A 15325-nucleotide genomic window follows, 5' to 3' on the forward strand; every position below is an offset into this window, starting at 1 on the left:
AATTCGATCTCCGGCGGTCGACTGGACCGATAGCGGATCGTCTTGCGGTCAGCGGATACAATCTGGCAGGCCCGCCGCTCTGAAAGAGCATGGCGGCCTTCAGATGCGTGACGGCTTCACGCTTGGCGACAGGCCCTACCATTTTTTTGATAGAAGCTCGCGGGGCGCGGCTGAATCCAACATCTGCTCGGCGAGCAATTTCTTCAGCTTGGCATTCTCTTCCTCGAGCGCCTTCAGCCGTTTCGCCTCGGAGACTTCCATACCGCCGTATTTGGCTTTCCAATTATAAAATGTCGCTTCTGAAATCCCGCGCTTACGGCAGAGGTCGGCCGCCTTCGCGCCAGCCTCCTGCTCCTTCAGCACCGCAATAATCTGCTCTTCCGTAAATCGCTGCTTCTTCATTCGTCCGTCCTTTAACAGGCCGGACCCTAATCCATTCCGGAGGAAATTACCCGTGGCAGGTCAACCCTTAAATTGGGCCATTCAGAACTGGAATTTTCCACTTATGATCCCTGTGGGGCATTGAGGAGAATCCCATAAGGCATCGAAGTTTTCGGAGGCGCAGATCGCCTTCGTGCTGAAGCAGGCGGACGACGGCACGCCGATCGCCGAGATGTGCCGCAAGGCAGGAATTTCTGACGCGACCCATTATAATCGGCGCAAAAATACGCCGGTCTGATGCCGTCGAAGATGAAGTGGCTGCGGCACCTCGAGGAAGAGAACGCCAAGCTGAAGCGTATCCTCGCCTGACTTCGCACAAAGAGCGACCCCACGCGGGTGCATACTCAAAGGCAATCCCAACGTTACGCTAGAAGCCTTCGAGAATGCGGGCCGATTCGCGTAGTGCATAACTGAGTAGCCACCGATGATTGGTCATCAGTGGCTTTGCAGAGAACTGCAAATTTAGTCAAAGCGATGACTTTATCTTCTCCGCGACGTTGGGAGAAAGCCATTTCGTCCAAATATCGGGATTGTTCGTAAGGAAGTATCTTGCGGCGTCTTCGCCGCTCGCTTGATTCTCGGTCATCCAGGCTAACAGCTCGTTGAGGGTGGCGTTGTCCCAGCGCCGCTTTCTCAGGTAGTCCAGCGCTGCACCGGCACGCTTGGCGAACCCGGGGGTGACGAGCGTCTCCACTTTGTCGGTGGGCCAAGCGTTTACTTTGGGGTCTTCGCAATCAACCACGGTGTTACAACGTTTCCATTCCGTGGCATCGTAAGGCGCATCAAAATCAAGCTTGACCATGGGATACTTGCCGAGCAACGACGTGGGCGACCAATAATAGCCCAGCCAGCCGATCTTGCGCTCGTAGTTTTTGGCAATTGAACCATCTAGACCCGCCGTCGAACCTGGATCGATCAGCATGAAACCTTTCGCGTCCCCATCGTAGGCTTTGTACAATTGGCTGGTCGCGATTGATGATCCCCATCCTGATGGACCATTGAAGACTGCACCCTTCGAAGCGTCCTCTGGAGCAGGAAAAAGTTCCGGCTGTTTCAATGCGTCGGAAACCGTCTTAATCTCCGGATGGGCGTCGGCGATATACTTTGGGATGTACCATCCCTGTATTCCCCCTTCACTTAATGCGTTCCCAGCCGATATCAACTTTCCTTCGGCAACGGCGCTTGAGACACTGTCGGGCAGAGCATTGAGCCATGCCTCAGGGGCTATATCGGGCTCCCCCTTTTCAATCATTGAGGTCATGATCGAAACTGTGTCACCGATGGTGATCTCTGCGGAACACCCGTACCCGTTTTCGAGAATGATCTTGTCTATGTTTGCTAGGACGTCTACCGATTGCCAGTTCATGTTCGCGATAACGACGTCACCGCATTCTGCTGCAAACGCGACGTGCGCGAGGCTGGTAAGACTAACAACCGCAAGACAGGTGCTGGCAAGCATTTTTCCAAACATCTTGATCCCCTTAGATAGCGGTCTCTCCTCAATTCGGCCTTGCAGCGCGACCGCAGTCGCTGTGGCCGTTGGCAAGCCTCCGACGAGCCCTTCGAAGAACACTGTCCGCTGATGTCAGTGCCCTGTGCGAACAACAAGAAGCATCAGGATTTTTGTCCCGGCCCTTTGACTGGCTCTGCATGCTCACAAAGACAGAACTTCAACTGGGTATGGGTTCGATTGCGGCATGCCCATTTTCGCGACGGTGCTCGATCTTAATTCCCTCGAACGGCATACCGGGAAGCGTCAAGTTGTAAGTGTTGATCCAAACTGTCCCAGCTTTGAGCTGGGCCGTCAGTCGGTGTCCGCGAGCGAGTTCTCTTGTGAATATGCCTGCTGCCAGTCCAAGTTCCCTCGCGTTGGCTCTAGCGACCACGTCCTTCTCGTAATCTCTCCGTTCGCAGCAGTGACGAAAATGATTTCAGGACCAGTGCTATGTTTTGTAAATCTGCCGTGGATAAAATGCGATCCGGCCGGGTGATAGCGCGGCGTCGCCCCCTCTACAGGCTGATAACTGCACATCGGCGACGCCTTGATCGTTAGAGGTGAACGAAGATCTCGTCATTTTCAACCGACACCGGGAAGGTCCGCGCTTTCACACGGGGATCGACGAGGAATTCCCCGGTCTTGATATCGAACTCCCAACCGTGCCAGGCGCAGCGGACCAACTCTCCTGCCCGGTCATAGACGAACTCTGCCTTGTCCGTCCGCTTCGTGGTCCCGCAGACGGGACCCTGGCAAAGCGCAGCTCCCTTGTGGGGGCATATGTTCAGAAGCGCGTGGTATCTGCCCTTGAGCCTGAAGATACCAAGTGACAAATTGCCGAGCGTAACGATTTTAGCGGCTTCAGAAGGAACTTCCGAAGCCTTGCAAGCAAACTGCTTTGAAGCCATTGCTGTCTCCTTTACTCTGCTGCCATCGCCGTTGGTCGCGGAATGCGCCGGTAAATGTCTAGTGCATTCAGACCCAGTATCTTCTCCCGCCAAGCAGGGGGGATGTGCAGCTTTGTGACGTCATCATAGTCCCAGTGCGGATAGTCGGACGCGAAGAGCAGCGTATTTTCGCCATCCATTGCCTCCAGGGTTGCCCAAAGGTGCTGGACATTGTCCGCTTGCTCAAGAGGCTGGGTAGACATGCGAATGTTCGACCTGAAGTATTCCGAGGGCAAGCGCTTCAACCAAGGTGTCTCCTTGCGCAACGCCTTATAGTTGGCGTCCAGTCTCCATAGGACCGATGGGACCCACGCCACCCCGCACTCGATGATCACGACTTTGAGGCCGGGCCATTTTTCAAAGACCCCCTGGGCGATCAAGGAAGCCATATGTGTCATGGCAGATTGCGGAAGGATAGCGTGAGTTTCCCAGAAGAAGGTCGAAGGTCCCGCTCCGATAGCGGTCGAGTTCACGCCGCCCTGACCACCAAGGTGCATGGCGAACGGCAGCCCTACTTCAGCGCAAGCCTCGTAAATGGGATGATAAAATGGGTCACCGTAAGGCCGCTGAGCACCGTGGCTTACCAGGACCTGGACGATTCGAGGATGAGAGCCGAGGCGCCGGATTTCGTCTGCTGCCAGTTTTGGATCCTGCGGCGCAACAACTATCGACCCCCAGAATCGGCTGTCCTTGGGCAACCAATAGTCAATCATGTAATCGTTGTAAGCCTTACAAAGTGCATTGGCGTAATAGGGGTTCGCCAAGGTCGACGCCTCGATCGGCTCGTCGCCGGTCAGGATTGCCACGTCGATATTGTATTTGTCGAGGTGTTTTTCCTTCATGATCGCGTAATTGTCGTCCTCCTCGATCGGGTTGACGTCATAGCGCGAGAAACCCTCGGGGTGAAACCACGGACGGTGACCGTGCGGAAAGGCGCCGCGTGGACCCGTCTTTTCGCCACGAACAAACATGTCCTTGAAGAAGCCGTCCATATACGGCTCCAGGACAGTCGCGCTGCACCAGTAGTTGTGACAATCGACATCGACGATGAACAAGATATTTCCTCCCCAAAGGGTCCACGCTCTATGTGGGTAATGACCGCCGCCACATATGACAGCAAACGCCGCCTTCGATAAACGGAGGTGAACCAGCGTTATTGATCGTAATTTACGATCTACAGCAGAGCCTAGCATCGGCGGGAACTGCCGTAACTCCGCCGGGCGAAACCGCGCGTGCTTCTAAGCAGCATTTCATTGTGGGTTGGCAGAGGGGCTAGGAAGACGGGTCCGGCAGCGCCGGGTGCATTATCAGCAGGCAAGCGCGTTTTCGACCAATCGAATTTACCGATTGAAAAAGCGACGTTTGCTCGCTCAATCCGCTTCGTGGAACTTGATATAGCTATGCTATCCAATCAGAGGTGCGCATGATGCTAATGGAAACAAGCTTTCCCTTCTCTCTTCGCTCTGCCAACCAGCAGCCATGCTACCGAGGCGGCCCAGCAACACTGGTATGCAAGGCAGTAGTCGACGAGACGCACGACAGCCGCACGTTCGCGTTTGAAGACAGCCAAAGCAGGAGCTTCGATTTCAAGCCCGGCCAATATGGGAGCTTCAAGTTTAACATCGACGGAAAACTCTGTCCTCGCACCTATTCGATTTCCTCAACCCCGACCCGCCCCCACAATATCCAGATTACTGTCAAGCGCGTCCCGGGCGGGCTCGTCTCGAACTGGCTGAATGACCAGATGCGCCCCGGGATGTCTGTCGAGATTGCCGACATTGGAGGTGACTTCAATTACCTCGATATCCCATCCAAGAAACCGCTCTTCCTCTCCGGGGGGGCGGGCGTGACACCGGTCATGTCGATGCTGCAATACATAACCGACATCGTCGATCAGACCGACGTGGAATTCGTTTATTTTGCCCGAACTCCAAAAGACATCATCTTCCGAGACCAGCTTGAATTCATCGCGAAGCGTTTTCGTAATGTTAAGGTGCATCTCGTGGTAGACGACACTGGCGAGGAGCCTTGCTGCCGTGTGCAGACAGGTAAACTCAGTGCAGCCTTGATGCAGTCGCTCGTTCCGGACCTCGCCGAACGGGAGATTTTCATGTGCGGTCCGGAGGGTTTCATGAAGGCAGCTCGGACCATGGCTGCCGAGGTGCAGATCGGGGCGCTACACGAGGAGAGCTTCGGCGAAAAGATCTTGATCGAAGAAGCAGAGGGGGTGGGTGGCGAAGTTTACTTCTCACTCTCGGGCACACGCGGATTTTGCGCACCGGGAGAGACCCTCCTCGCCGCGGCTCTAAACGCCGGCATCTGGATCGGCAGTTCCTGTCAGCAGGGTGTTTGTGGAAGCTGCAAGGTGAGATTGACGCAGGGAATAGTGGATATGAAGGATCTTGGTGGACTGCCGGAGTTCGAAAAGTCGCAAGGGTACGTATTGGCGTGCTGCAGTTGGCCCTTGGGGTCTGTATCCATAGATGCTTGAAAGCGGCACCACCGATCAGGGGAACCGGGTAGAAGGACGCTGGGTCATTGAGTAGCTCTTCACGAGGTGACGAGTGGGACTGATGTCTCGGGCATTAGCTTGTAAGAGATTGAAAATGATGGCCCGCAACGCTCTTGAGTGCGAGGATTGCCCGGTGCACCAAGGGGTCGTGCTTGCGGCGTCTCTGCGTCGCCACATACACCGGCTGATGAATTTCGGGAGCGTCGGCCACGAGCTTCGCCGAAACACCTGAGCCTGCGAGATAATCAAGAAGGTATTCGGGGAGATAGGTTGTACCTCCGAAGCGTTTCATTATGCCGACGGCCAATTCCTCATAACCGACGGTTAGAGCCGGATGGGCGAGATGGGGCAGGAGTTCGGCATGCGCACGTTCGATGTAGCTCGTATAGGAGGCTCGGATGTACCGCTCGGTAGAGACATCGGCCAGGTGGTCGAACTCGGTTGACACCATCACGAGCCGCTGAGCGCCAATCTCCTCGATGCTGAGATCCTGGAGGAACTTCGGAGCGAACACCACGCCGATGTCGATTGCGCCGTTGGCAAGATCAGAGATGATTTGCGCCGAATAATCCGCTTCCAAGTGCAGCGCGAGGCGCTTGTTGGTCGCGTGCAGTTCCGCGATCCAGTCCAGGAAGAGCGTCCGCATCAAGGTGAACTGCCCGGAGACTCGCAGGGAACCCTCATAACGCTCGAGCCCTCCGATGTCTCGGCGGGCATGTGCCCAGCCTGCTTTCAGCGTCCATGCATGCTGTTCAAATCGAAGGCCGGACGGCGTCGGGATCGCACCAGCGCGGCCGCGATGAAAGAGTTTCACTCCGACAGCCTGCTCCAGCGCCTTGACGCGCCCGCTGATGGTGGACTGCGTGGTTTCAAGCCGCTCGGCGGTTCGATTGAAATTGCGCGTCTCGAGCAGGTCAAGGAAAGTGTCGATAAGGTCCAGGTTCATCTTCGATCGCAGATGGCGATTAATATCGTGTTTCCGGTTGCGTTTATCATAGCAAAGAAATGTTGTCATCTTGGGTCGCTCCGATATCCCGCCGAAGCCGCTTAGGAGAGAATGATGTTTATTGTCAGTTGCGATTGCCAAAATTCTATGTTTCCGCCGTCAGACTCAATTGACATCGTCTGTGTCAGAGCGATGGATTGAACCGTGGTCGATCAAACCGGACAGTTCGCCACGAGTCTCCAAGCAGCTCGATCGTTCTCGGGGTCTGCGGTGAAGTATTTTCCCGGCGTCGCCGTAGCGACAGTGATCGCAATCTCCGCGCAATTTCTTTCCGACCACTATGGCGCGCCCGCGACGTTGATGGCGCTCCTGTTGGGGATGTCTCTCAGCTTCCTTTCGGAAGACGGTAGTAAGACCGTGGCGGGCATCCATCTGACGAGTCGCCTTGTGCTTCGCTTGGGAGTGGCAATGCTGGGTGCACGGGTATCGCTCGGAATCCTGAGCGATCTTGGGGCTGGCTTGCTCTGTCTGGTAATCGCCGCTGTTGTTTCGACGATATTGTTCGCAATGATTGCAGGTAAAATCACTGGTATGGATTGGCGGCTCTCGCTTTTGACGGGAGGTGCCGTTGCGATCTGCGGTGCCTCGGCCGCTGCGGCTTTGAACGCCGTGCTTCCGCAACGAAAGAACAGCGATAGAGATCTCACTCTGACGATTGTGGTGATAACCGTTCTGTCGACCTCCGCAATGGTTCTATATCCAATGCTAGCAACCCAGCTGCAGTTTAACGCCCAAGAGTCCGGCGTGTTCGTCGGCGGAACGGTCCATGACGTTGCCCAAGTTGTAGGCGCCGGATTTTCGATCTCGGATGAGGCCGGCGAGATCGCGACCATCGTCAAGATCATTCGTGTGGGCTTGCTGACTCCTATGTTGATCGGCACGTCTATATTGGTAACAGCAATGGGAGCAGGTGATCGCCAGAAGCTGCGAAACTTGAGCCGGCTGATACCAGGTTTTGTCCTGGGCTTCGCGTTTCTCTCTGCATTCAAATCGTTGGGGATTTTGCCGGCGGCACTCGCAGACTTTGCTACCGATCTATCGCGGTGGGCAATACTGACCGCGCTAGCAGCCGTCGGGTTGAAGACGTCGGTGAGGGAGTTCGCCGGCGTAAGACCGTCGGTCATTGCTCTCGCGCTGTTGGCGACAGCATTTCTTGCGGTCTTTATCGTGGTCGGCCTCATCTTGCACAGAGGCTAAATCGGCGACTTGGTCGCTCCGCAATATTGAGACCAATGGGATTTTATGAGCAGCAGATAGCAGGCTGGGTCTAAATCCCTCCCCATGTGGCGAAGGATGCGCGGCGGCTGCCACGTTGCCATATCCCTCTCACCATAGACGTTGCGCTCAGCCTGCGTGACACCGTCGAGCTGCCGCTGTTGATCCAGGAGCCGTTGGTCGCATCCGGCAATCACTCGGTCGAGCTCCGTGCGCGGCACCTGATCCTCTCGCAATTCATTAACCGCGACATCGTTCGGGCGCGGCCCTACGCAGCCCAGCTAGGAACTTCATCCGCGGACAGGACGTTGATAGTGCACATGCAACTGTTTCACGAGGCCCCATGTCCGGCAAATCAAAGGTTTTCTCCCTCTTCGCGACTGCCGTGGCCGACCTCTCAGGTAAACCTGCAACCTTCGTGCTAGCCGTAGCTCTGGTTTCGGTCTGGGCGGTTTCCGGTCCTTTGTTCGGATTCTCAGAAACTTGGCAGCTAGTCATCAATACCAGTACGACGATCATCACCTTCCTAATGGTCTTCGTCCTGCAGAACAGTCAGAACCGAGATGGCAAGGCATTACAGGCAAAGCTCGACGAGCTGATCCTAACGTCTCAGGCGCAGAACAAGTTCGTCGGCATCGAGAAGCTCGACGAAGACGCCTTGCGACGGATGAGCAAGGCACTTTCTGACCAAGCAGAACGTATGGAAGACGTCGCCGACAAAGCATCGGAGCGCGATAAGGCATCGGCCTGACTGCAGTTGTTTTACTTCGCTTGATTGAAGAGGCGATCGCGACGCTCTGACCGGGCTGCTCGCCAGGTTCGGCTCCACGGCCGTTGGACAATGCTTCGACAGCGGAACAATTTATCAAGTGCCATGTTGATCATGATCTAATGGAGGAGAAGCAACAATGGCTACGGAACCCCGTGAAAACTTGATTGCTTGGCTTCGCGATGCCCATGCAATGGAGGAGCAGGCGATAACCATGCTCAACTCGCAGCTCAAGCGCCTGGAACACTATCCGGCACTGAAAGCAAGAATCGGCCAGCACATCGAAGAGACGAAACGCCAGGAAGAGGTCCTGCTGGCGTGCTTAGACCGTGTTGGTGGCGGGTCTTCATCGCTGAAGGATGCAGCCGGCAAATTGACGGCGACGGCACAGGGAATGAGCGGCGTGTTCGCCAGTGACGAGGTGGTCAAAGGCTCGCTCGCCAGCTACACGTTCGAGCATATGGAAATCGCAAGCTATCGCATCCTGATTGCGGCGGCGGATGTCGTTGGCGATGCCGAAACGAAAGCGGCTTGCGAAGGCATTCTAGCCGAGGAAGCCGCCATGGCGGAGTGGCTTTCCGATCATCTGGATGAAGTCACACGGCAATTCCTGTCGCGAGATGAAGCGGACATGACTGCCAAGCGCTGACTAGTGCGCTGCAGAGCGTGACCATAAAACTATCAGAGATAGACTTGAACCGGCGGGCAAGTATCCGGGTGAATATCATAGCTCCAGAAAGGACTGGCGTGACCGGCCCTCTGAGGAGCGTTCCACAGCCGCTTACGGTAACGCGATCGCCTCGCCAATGAGCCGGGCGTATTCGGCCTCGGGCACTCCGTAGAGGCCGCCGGCAACGGCCATCAGACCGGTGCGCTCTTTAATGACGCAGATGCCCCGTTGCGGCTTAACGAGCAACTCCCCTTCAAGGATGTGCAGCGCGCTCGTTACTCCGGACCGCCGAACACCAAGCATGAGCGACAAGAACTCGTGGGATAGGGCGATTTCAGAACTGCCGATGCGGTCCTGACACATCAGGAGCCAGCGAGCCAGCCGCTGCACGATAGTTCCTTTCCCGTTCGCAAGCGCGGTGTAGGTCGCTTGGACGTGCACAGTCTGCATGTAACGGATGAGCAGGTCCAGCAAAGTTGGTCTTTCGTGGACCAACCGGTGCATTTCGTCGACCGGCAGACGTTGAGCGGCCCCAGCAATCTGGACGAACAGTCTATGGGGGGATTGGTTTCGACCCGAGAGCACAGATGTTCCAACCATGCCCTCTTTTCCGACGACGCCTGTTTCGATCTCCACCTTGCCGCCGGCGTCGGCGACCATCGACGTAACGCCGGATTCCAGGAAATAGACGTATCGATGGGGATATGTGGCCTCTGCAATTTTTGGTGGACCTCAAGCTCGACGCGCGCGGATGCTTTCAGAACGCCCCAAGCTGCTTCGTCGTCCATGACCGAAATAAGGATATTCGAGGTCGTTTCCCGATCAGACATTTTCCCCCTCCCAACAAATGGGCGAGAGCAGATTGTCTCCCAAGCGGCTGACAGCCAAGATCATTCAGCCGACGCCATAGAGAGTATGCTGCTGGCCTATCTGAAGCAACGCCTAATGTGCGATACCGTACCAAGCGAGTACTCTCGCTTTGAGGTCGCTTTTTGAGGTACGCCACCGAACCGGAAAATTCCAAATCATCAGCGTTGCCCCCGATCGTAGCGGACGCGATCGGTAAGCACTGGCCCTGCTTCGGCAGGGCCTTTTTTTTTGGCGGCGTTCGGACTGGAACATTCGCGAAACGCGACCATTTAATTTATTTGGCATCCCGTGGTGGGCTCATAAACCCTTCCGCGCCCTTTCTGGGCGGCCGCGCGATCCTTGGATCAGGTTGCTCCGCTTCGGCGGGGCGTCTTTTTGTACGCTACCGTTACCGAACCAAGAACTCCAACCGTCAGGAACCCAGTCATGTCGGTGACCCCACTGACGTAGCCCAACACCATTAGCCGAGTTCCCGAGCACCAGCGGTGAAGGTCGTTCCCTGTTATACGGCCCTGCCTATCTCCCGATCCGGGAGGCAACCAGCGACCTGAAGCAATCCGTCGGAGTCCTCGCGGACAAGATGGTGACGCAGAGCGAGCTCGAATGGCGCACACAGCGAAGCGCTGAGGATTGCGTCAGGACGGACGGCAGCGTGAAAGAGCTTCGTGACGCCCAGGTGCCGCGGGAAGAGCTCGATCGCGTCTTCGCCAGCTATGACCAGCGGTTTACCGATCAGCAGCGACAACTCGACGACGTCAAACAGGCGCAGGCAATGTCTACGGTGCAAGGGATATACTGCTTGATCTGAGAGAGCGGATCGATCGCATCGAGCGTCAGCGGCTCTCTGCCGGCAAATGGGGTCGGCAGCGCAATAGTTACGACCAGGGCTCGTCCAAACGTGTCAGAAAAGGCGAGCCCTGTCGCAAACCACGGCGTCGGACTATGTTGGAGCGCGGACGCGCGGCTAAGTGCTGAGCTTGGCGGCTACAGCTTTAAAATAAAGCTCCGGCGGGCCTGCGCGTCAATAATCAATAAGGGTTAGGATCGAAGGGCCCGCCCTACGGAAAAGCGAGCCCTTGCCGCGCCTCCTGTATCCCCTAGCCATTCAGCGCGGGATTGACCACGCGGCACCCGGAGAGGGGTGTCATCCCGGTTGAACAGAAGAACTGCCGCGCACCCCAGGCGCGCCAAACAAGGCTGGTTCCGGAATGTTCCTAAAAAAATGCCCCGCCGAAGCGGGGCAGGTCACGGGGAAAAGGTGACCGCGCGGCCCCAGGATGAGCGCTGCGATCCGACATCACTGGGCGACTGAGGTAAGGAGAGTCTACCGCGCGGCCGTCACCTCAACGCTCGGGATAGGCGACCGTTCCGGTCCGGTACCGTACAGTCAAAAGAGAAGCCCCGCCGAAGCGGGGCAGTTTGGGATACGAAAAGGAGGACCGCGCGGCTTTCCGTATGAGGTAACGGAAGGGACCGGAAGAGATCGACCACGCGATCCCAACAGCTCCAACCCTCAAGCCGTAGCAATGTTCCGGTTCGGAGCAAAAAGAAGGCCCTGCTGCTAAGGAGGGGACAGGGCCAGCTCGCCAGCACTGCTGGCTGGACGCGCGTCTGGCAGGGCGTGCCATCCGCGCGATCCGCTGGGTTAACCCCGATCGTATCGATGATGTTCCGGTGCGCCGGAAACTGATCCAGAGGATCGCGCGGCCTTCCAGAGGGCAAGGAAGAGGCAAAACAGTAAGTCACGCCACGCGATCCCAAACACTTAACGTCGAGATGCCGCTGCTGTTCCGGTCTGGTCGCGTACTCAATTGTGCCGAAGCTGCTGTTCGATAATCTCGCGCGCGAGCTCTGTCACGCCGCCGTCGTCGGCTGGATCGGTGTCCAGCAGGGAGGCCGCGAGCTGATAAATTGCTTGGTGATCCTCTGCGGACAGGATGCTCTTGTGTTCCAGATGCAGCATCAGCGCCGAAAAGAGTGCTGATGTGGAAAGGGAAACGGCAGATGCGCAAATTAGGGCGGGGTCGTCCACGTCAGCAGCGATCCTTGATGACGGTGGGAGGCGTGTGAAAGCTCCCCAAACCTCTCGACGTTTTTTGCTCATGGCTCGTTCCCAGAATATACTCGGAATCTGGAGCCCGTTTGTTCCTGGGCAATAAGCATTATGCGCGAGCCTCAGCCGAGAAGGCCGAACAGCGCCGCCAAGCTGCGGATAACACCGGCAATCGTCCCAAGCGTGGCCAGCGCCATCAGCAGCCACATTCCCCATCCCGGCTCGCGCGGTTCTCCCCGATCTTCCGGTCTCAGGCGCTGATTTCCCATCTCTTAAGTCATCGCCCTTTTCGCCGCCTCTCCAACAGCTCGGGAAACGCAGGGGGCACATTGCAATTGTTCTGTTGGTACACCACTTGTAAGCTATCGGCAGCTTCTGAAACGGGCGCTGGCGGGTGATGACTAAGTACCTTTAGCCCGCGGCTCGTATCCACTCCAGTCCATGGGGCTGCCATCGCAAGATCAGCCGGCGCGGTGCGCTTAGAAGATATAGCCTTCCGATATGTCTCTCTGCAGCGCCTCTACAGCGGCTTTTGCATCTTTGGCGACGATCGCGTCGTAAACGTCCTTGTGGTTCTGGGCGGAGCTTTGGAAAAGCGCTTCGTCGGCGAAAATGAAGCACGAAGGCCATGCTCCATCGCTAACCACGCGTTCGTCGAAACCCTCCGCAGTCGATCATGAGGCCCTTGGCACCTTGCGGTTGGCGGACTCGTCGTCAAGCGGGTAACCGTCACAGTGATTGGGATAGGTCGTTCCTGACAGACTGCACGCCGCGTACAAGCGCCGCGACCTCGGTAGACCTAGCGATTTCACGCTTTGCCGTAACCCAACCGTTCAAGGTTACGTCGGAGCCGTCGGCGGAGACGAAGATGTAGGCGCAATCCAAACCACCCGCCTGCTCCAAGGCATTTTCGACCGCATCGACGAGGTCGCGGTCGTCCGGTACGGGGTAAAATGGTCTTCCCACAAGGTGCAAATGACGCCGAGACCGCAGCCTTCTCGGTTCTCGATGATCTTGAAACACGTTTCGTTCGTATGGCATGGTGCCTCCATCTTGAGTTGGCCAGAAAACGTCGCTCGCCGCGAAAAATCGCGAGGCGAACAGCTAAGAAATGCACTGGCGTACCACCCGGCGGCGCATGTTCGATTTGCCGCCAGAACGGGTACGCTCACTCCTGCGCGGCGTCTTTCCGGAACTGCTCGATCAGAACCCGCGCCGCCAGATCCCTGACGGCCTGTTGCTTCTGGTCGCTGAAATGCTGCATGCCAGCGCCTTCGAGAATATCATCGAGCCGATCGAACTCGGGGGTGGAAAATACTGAGGCGGAAGACATCTTGTCCTTCTTTTCTGTCTTGGGGCTAGGGCACTCTGGCCACCCTTGACGACAGCGCCCATGTCATCGGCTGTCGATTGACCCTTCTTACGTCCGGATTGTGCACTCACCAAGGCCGCGAGCATTATATCAGCACGTTGGATATGAGAGGCGGAACTAAGGGCGGTGAGTACCGTTCGCTCCTCAAAGGAGAAGACACATGTCATACAACGATGAACATTCGGAGCAAGATCCTGCGAAGGGCTCCCGCGGGGTCATCGAAAAGGATTTGGAGAAGAAAGCACAGCAAAGCGGCGTGCCCGCGCGATTCCCTCCAAGATCGCGGCTCGGAGGAGCCGTCCCCCGGCTCGGAAGCCGCAGAGCCGTCTCCGGGTTTCTGATACGTATTCGTTTCACTGATCGGAACGATGTGCGTTCTGGCGTGTTTGCAAGGAGAGCGGCTCGTTAAGCAGCAGGCGATGGACTTCCCCGGCAAATGATCGGATAGTAACTTGCGACACGTGCGAATGCCCCTCTCATCAAGGAGTACGAACAATTGGGTCGACATCCGACAAGGTTTCCGGCAAGGCAAATGAAGTGACCGGCAAGGCTAAGCAGGCGGTTGGTGAGGCAACCGACAATCGCGGTGCGTCGAAGATTATCTACGATCTGCTGCTATCGATACAGTTCCGACGGTTGAAGCCCCCTGCTGACGCAGACCGCGACCAGGTCTTTTCAGCGACAAAAATTCCCTGCAATGCGATGATCACCAGGATCAGACCTGTAAGGATTCCTTCAGTGTCGGGGTTGTTGGACCCTTGCGAAAGGGTACATCGAAGTCTTTCAGGCTGTTCCTTCTCACAGCTGGCAAACGAACGTCGCAGTCCGCACCTGTTCCTGTCAGTTCTCCCATTCTGCTTCCGCGATCGAACTCGCCATCAGGTCATCCGCGCCATTCGACTCCGCAGGAACAGTGAGGGTGACGAGTTCCCTGTGGCCGCTTAAAACCAAATTATAAAGCTTGTGAACGTGTGTCGCGCCGCGGAATTGTTGAATTGCCTTGCCATTTGTCCGTTGGACGAAAGCCTTCTCGAATTGGGTGCTGTCGATACCGAAAACGAGAATGGTGCAGGCATACACCACCTTGGCGTTCAGAGTGTGTTTACTAATCCCCAAGATCATTCGCTGCGGGAGGTCATTGCCAGATACAGCCCATCCTTCCACCGTCTCCGGATCGGCCAGGGGAGCCATGCCGACAATCAGCTGCGTGGGAAGCGGCAACCAGCCGCTCGTCTCGGCAGTCGCGACGGTGCGTTCGTAGTCGGGTCCGCGCGACAAGCAGAGGCGATGGAAAAAATTGAACGCGGAACCGGCGTCCCCCGCCAGTGCATCTGACGCGAAGCAGAGGAAAGCCAGTTTCAGTATTGCTGCGGTGCGTGCCATCTTCTTCGCCTGATCGCGGCGTTCACCAGTGGGATTCAGATGCGGAGGACATGACGTCGGATCTTACCGCACCGTCCGCGGATGTCGCCGCCATCTGCTTGGCACGAGGGTCGTCAACACAAAAGCGTTGCACCAGCGTCAGCAGTTCCGCCAGCGTCCGTCGGCCACCTCAATAATGCGGCTTATTTACACTTGTCGTCCATGGCTTTCGCCGCCGCGGTTTTGTCACCATGTTGCTGTGCATTGACGTCCTGCTGAGAGGTGGCAAGATTAGGATCGGCACCCATTGGCATGGACTCGCCAGTCTTCTGAGGTGTTTTGGCCTCCGCGCTGGTCTTCGCTCCTTCCAATGGGGCAAGCGACCCATCTTTGGCAATGCCGCCACGACCATCCTTGTTTACCGATCCAGTTACATCCGGGCAGTCGGCGAAACTCGGCTGGAATGAGAAAGCTGCCATACCGATGGCAGCTACGATTACAGAAGTGTACTTCATGGCACTTTCCTCCTGAGAGCTTAACAATGTTGCGCCCTGAAGGTTCCGCGCCCAAGGACGCAGTTTGGTCTCCACGAATGACACGCTGGTGCGATGTG

At 56.7% G+C, this 15325-nt stretch carries 16 protein-coding genes and 4 pseudogenes; 8 read left to right on the top strand and 12 right to left on the bottom strand.

Annotated elements, in window-relative coordinates; translation table 11 throughout:
• A pseudogene (locus ACPYOI_RS29875) lies at positions 1–402 on the bottom strand (transposase); the annotation flags it as partial.
• 163 nt (positions 403–565) lie between these two features.
• Here ACPYOI_RS29875 and ACPYOI_RS29880 point away from each other — a divergent pair.
• A pseudogene (locus ACPYOI_RS29880) lies at positions 566–747 on the top strand (transposase); the annotation flags it as partial.
• Positions 748–907: 160 nt separating this feature from the next.
• Here the strand turns inward: ACPYOI_RS29880 and ACPYOI_RS29885 are convergent.
• From ACPYOI_RS29885 to ACPYOI_RS29900, 4 genes and pseudogenes are all read right to left on the bottom strand, one after another.
• Complete coding sequence (locus ACPYOI_RS29885) at positions 908–1912, bottom strand: ABC transporter substrate-binding protein (RefSeq protein ID WP_481415830.1); 1005 nt, start codon at positions 1910–1912, stop codon at positions 908–910.
• A gap of 199 nt (positions 1913–2111) precedes the next feature.
• Positions 2112–2330, bottom strand: a pseudogene (locus tag ACPYOI_RS29890) (aldehyde dehydrogenase family protein); the annotation flags it as partial.
• A gap of 160 nt (positions 2331–2490) precedes the next feature.
• The gene (locus ACPYOI_RS29895) at positions 2491–2844 is read right to left on the bottom strand and encodes a Rieske (2Fe-2S) protein (protein WP_481415831.1); all 354 of its coding nucleotides are present in this window, start codon (positions 2842–2844) and stop codon (positions 2491–2493) included.
• A gap of 11 nt (positions 2845–2855) precedes the next feature.
• Positions 2856–3938 (bottom strand): amidohydrolase family protein, encoded by a 1083-nt coding sequence (locus tag ACPYOI_RS29900; RefSeq protein ID WP_481415832.1) that lies wholly within the window; start codon positions 3936–3938, stop codon positions 2856–2858.
• A gap of 371 nt (positions 3939–4309) precedes the next feature.
• Between ACPYOI_RS29900 and ACPYOI_RS29905 the strand changes: the two genes are divergently transcribed.
• Positions 4310–5374, top strand: coding sequence for an FAD-binding oxidoreductase (locus tag ACPYOI_RS29905; protein ID WP_481423743.1), 1065 nt, complete (start codon positions 4310–4312; stop codon positions 5372–5374).
• 94 nt (positions 5375–5468) lie between these two features.
• Here ACPYOI_RS29905 and ACPYOI_RS29910 read toward each other — a convergent pair whose 3' ends face one another.
• The gene (locus ACPYOI_RS29910) at positions 5469–6341 is read right to left on the bottom strand and encodes a LysR family transcriptional regulator (RefSeq protein WP_481415833.1); all 873 of its coding nucleotides are present in this window, start codon (positions 6339–6341) and stop codon (positions 5469–5471) included.
• Positions 6342–6545: 204 nt separating this feature from the next.
• On the opposite strand from ACPYOI_RS29910, the gene ACPYOI_RS29915 reads away from it, so the two are divergent.
• The 3 genes from ACPYOI_RS29915 (at position 6546) to ACPYOI_RS29925 (ending at position 9034) form a co-directional block, all read left to right on the top strand.
• Positions 6546–7598 (top strand): YeiH family protein, encoded by a 1053-nt coding sequence (locus ACPYOI_RS29915; protein ID WP_481415834.1) that lies wholly within the window; start codon positions 6546–6548, stop codon positions 7596–7598.
• 361 nt (positions 7599–7959) lie between these two features.
• Positions 7960–8367 carry a low affinity iron permease family protein gene (locus ACPYOI_RS29920; RefSeq protein ID WP_481415835.1) on the top strand — a complete coding sequence of 136 codons (408 nt, stop codon included), beginning with the start codon at positions 7960–7962 and terminating at the stop codon, positions 8365–8367.
• Positions 8368–8524: 157 nt separating this feature from the next.
• Positions 8525–9034, top strand: coding sequence for a ferritin-like domain-containing protein (locus ACPYOI_RS29925; protein WP_481415836.1), 510 nt, complete (start codon positions 8525–8527; stop codon positions 9032–9034).
• Positions 9035–9166: 132 nt separating this feature from the next.
• Here the strand turns inward: ACPYOI_RS29925 and ACPYOI_RS29930 are convergent, their stop codons facing one another.
• Positions 9167–9715 (bottom strand): Crp/Fnr family transcriptional regulator, encoded by a 549-nt coding sequence (locus ACPYOI_RS29930; protein ID WP_481415837.1) that lies wholly within the window; start codon positions 9713–9715, stop codon positions 9167–9169.
• 793 nt (positions 9716–10508) lie between these two features.
• Here ACPYOI_RS29930 and ACPYOI_RS29935 point away from each other — a divergent pair.
• Positions 10509–10733, top strand: coding sequence for a hypothetical protein (locus ACPYOI_RS29935; RefSeq protein WP_481415838.1), 225 nt, complete (start codon positions 10509–10511; stop codon positions 10731–10733).
• A gap of 999 nt (positions 10734–11732) precedes the next feature.
• Here ACPYOI_RS29935 and ACPYOI_RS29940 read toward each other — a convergent pair.
• The 3 genes from ACPYOI_RS29940 to ACPYOI_RS29950 form a co-directional block, all read right to left on the bottom strand.
• Positions 11733–11957, bottom strand: coding sequence for a hypothetical protein (locus ACPYOI_RS29940; RefSeq protein WP_481423740.1), 225 nt, complete (start codon positions 11955–11957; stop codon positions 11733–11735).
• Between the two features lie 143 nt (positions 11958–12100).
• The gene (locus ACPYOI_RS29945) at positions 12101–12247 is read right to left on the bottom strand and encodes a hypothetical protein (protein ID WP_481415840.1); all 147 of its coding nucleotides are present in this window, start codon (positions 12245–12247) and stop codon (positions 12101–12103) included.
• Between the two features lie 460 nt (positions 12248–12707).
• Complete coding sequence (locus ACPYOI_RS29950) at positions 12708–12944, bottom strand: BON domain-containing protein (RefSeq protein WP_481415841.1); 237 nt, start codon at positions 12942–12944, stop codon at positions 12708–12710.
• A gap of 145 nt (positions 12945–13089) precedes the next feature.
• On the opposite strand from ACPYOI_RS29950, the gene ACPYOI_RS29955 reads away from it, so the two are divergent.
• Both ACPYOI_RS29955 and ACPYOI_RS29960 read left to right on the top strand, forming a co-directional pair.
• Positions 13090–13299: a hypothetical protein gene (locus ACPYOI_RS29955; protein ID WP_481415842.1), complete on the top strand. Its 210-nt coding sequence runs from the start codon at positions 13090–13092 to the stop codon at positions 13297–13299.
• 546 nt (positions 13300–13845) lie between these two features.
• Positions 13846–13935, top strand: a pseudogene (locus ACPYOI_RS29960) (CsbD family protein); the annotation flags it as partial.
• Positions 13936–14190: 255 nt separating this feature from the next.
• Here ACPYOI_RS29960 and ACPYOI_RS29965 read toward each other — a convergent pair.
• Positions 14191–14733, bottom strand: coding sequence for a hypothetical protein (locus tag ACPYOI_RS29965; RefSeq protein WP_481423741.1), 543 nt, complete (start codon positions 14731–14733; stop codon positions 14191–14193).
• 182 nt (positions 14734–14915) lie between these two features.
• The coding region (locus ACPYOI_RS29970; RefSeq protein WP_481423742.1) for a hypothetical protein at positions 14916–15325 on the bottom strand (410 nt) is incomplete at its 5' end.

The sequence above is a fragment of the Rhizobium sp. SVR5-2C genome (genome assembly GCF_056755115.1).

Excerpts from the sequence above, each read along its gene's own strand:
- ACPYOI_RS29885 (WP_481415830.1), bottom strand. The coding sequence starts at position 1,912 with ATGTTTGGAAAAATGCTTGCCAGCACCTGTCTTGCGGTTGTTAGTCTT.
- ACPYOI_RS29895 (WP_481415831.1), bottom strand. The coding sequence starts at position 2,844 with ATGGCTTCAAAGCAGTTTGCTTGCAAGGCTTCGGAAGTTCCTTCTGAA.
- ACPYOI_RS29905 (WP_481423743.1), top strand. The coding sequence starts at position 4,310 with ATGCTAATGGAAACAAGCTTTCCCTTCTCTCTTCGCTCTGCCAACCAG.
- ACPYOI_RS29910 (WP_481415833.1), bottom strand. The coding sequence starts at position 6,341 with ATGAACCTGGACCTTATCGACACTTTCCTTGACCTGCTCGAGACGCGC.
- ACPYOI_RS29920 (WP_481415835.1), top strand. The coding sequence starts at position 7,960 with ATGTCCGGCAAATCAAAGGTTTTCTCCCTCTTCGCGACTGCCGTGGCC.
- ACPYOI_RS29925 (WP_481415836.1), top strand. The coding sequence starts at position 8,525 with ATGGCTACGGAACCCCGTGAAAACTTGATTGCTTGGCTTCGCGATGCC.
- ACPYOI_RS29930 (WP_481415837.1), bottom strand. The coding sequence starts at position 9,715 with ATGGTCGCCGACGCCGGCGGCAAGGTGGAGATCGAAACAGGCGTCGTC.
- ACPYOI_RS29945 (WP_481415840.1), bottom strand. The coding sequence starts at position 12,247 with ATGGGAAATCAGCGCCTGAGACCGGAAGATCGGGGAGAACCGCGCGAG.
- ACPYOI_RS29955 (WP_481415842.1), top strand. The coding sequence starts at position 13,090 with ATGCACTGGCGTACCACCCGGCGGCGCATGTTCGATTTGCCGCCAGAA.
- ACPYOI_RS29965 (WP_481423741.1), bottom strand. The coding sequence starts at position 14,733 with ATGGCACGCACCGCAGCAATACTGAAACTGGCTTTCCTCTGCTTCGCG.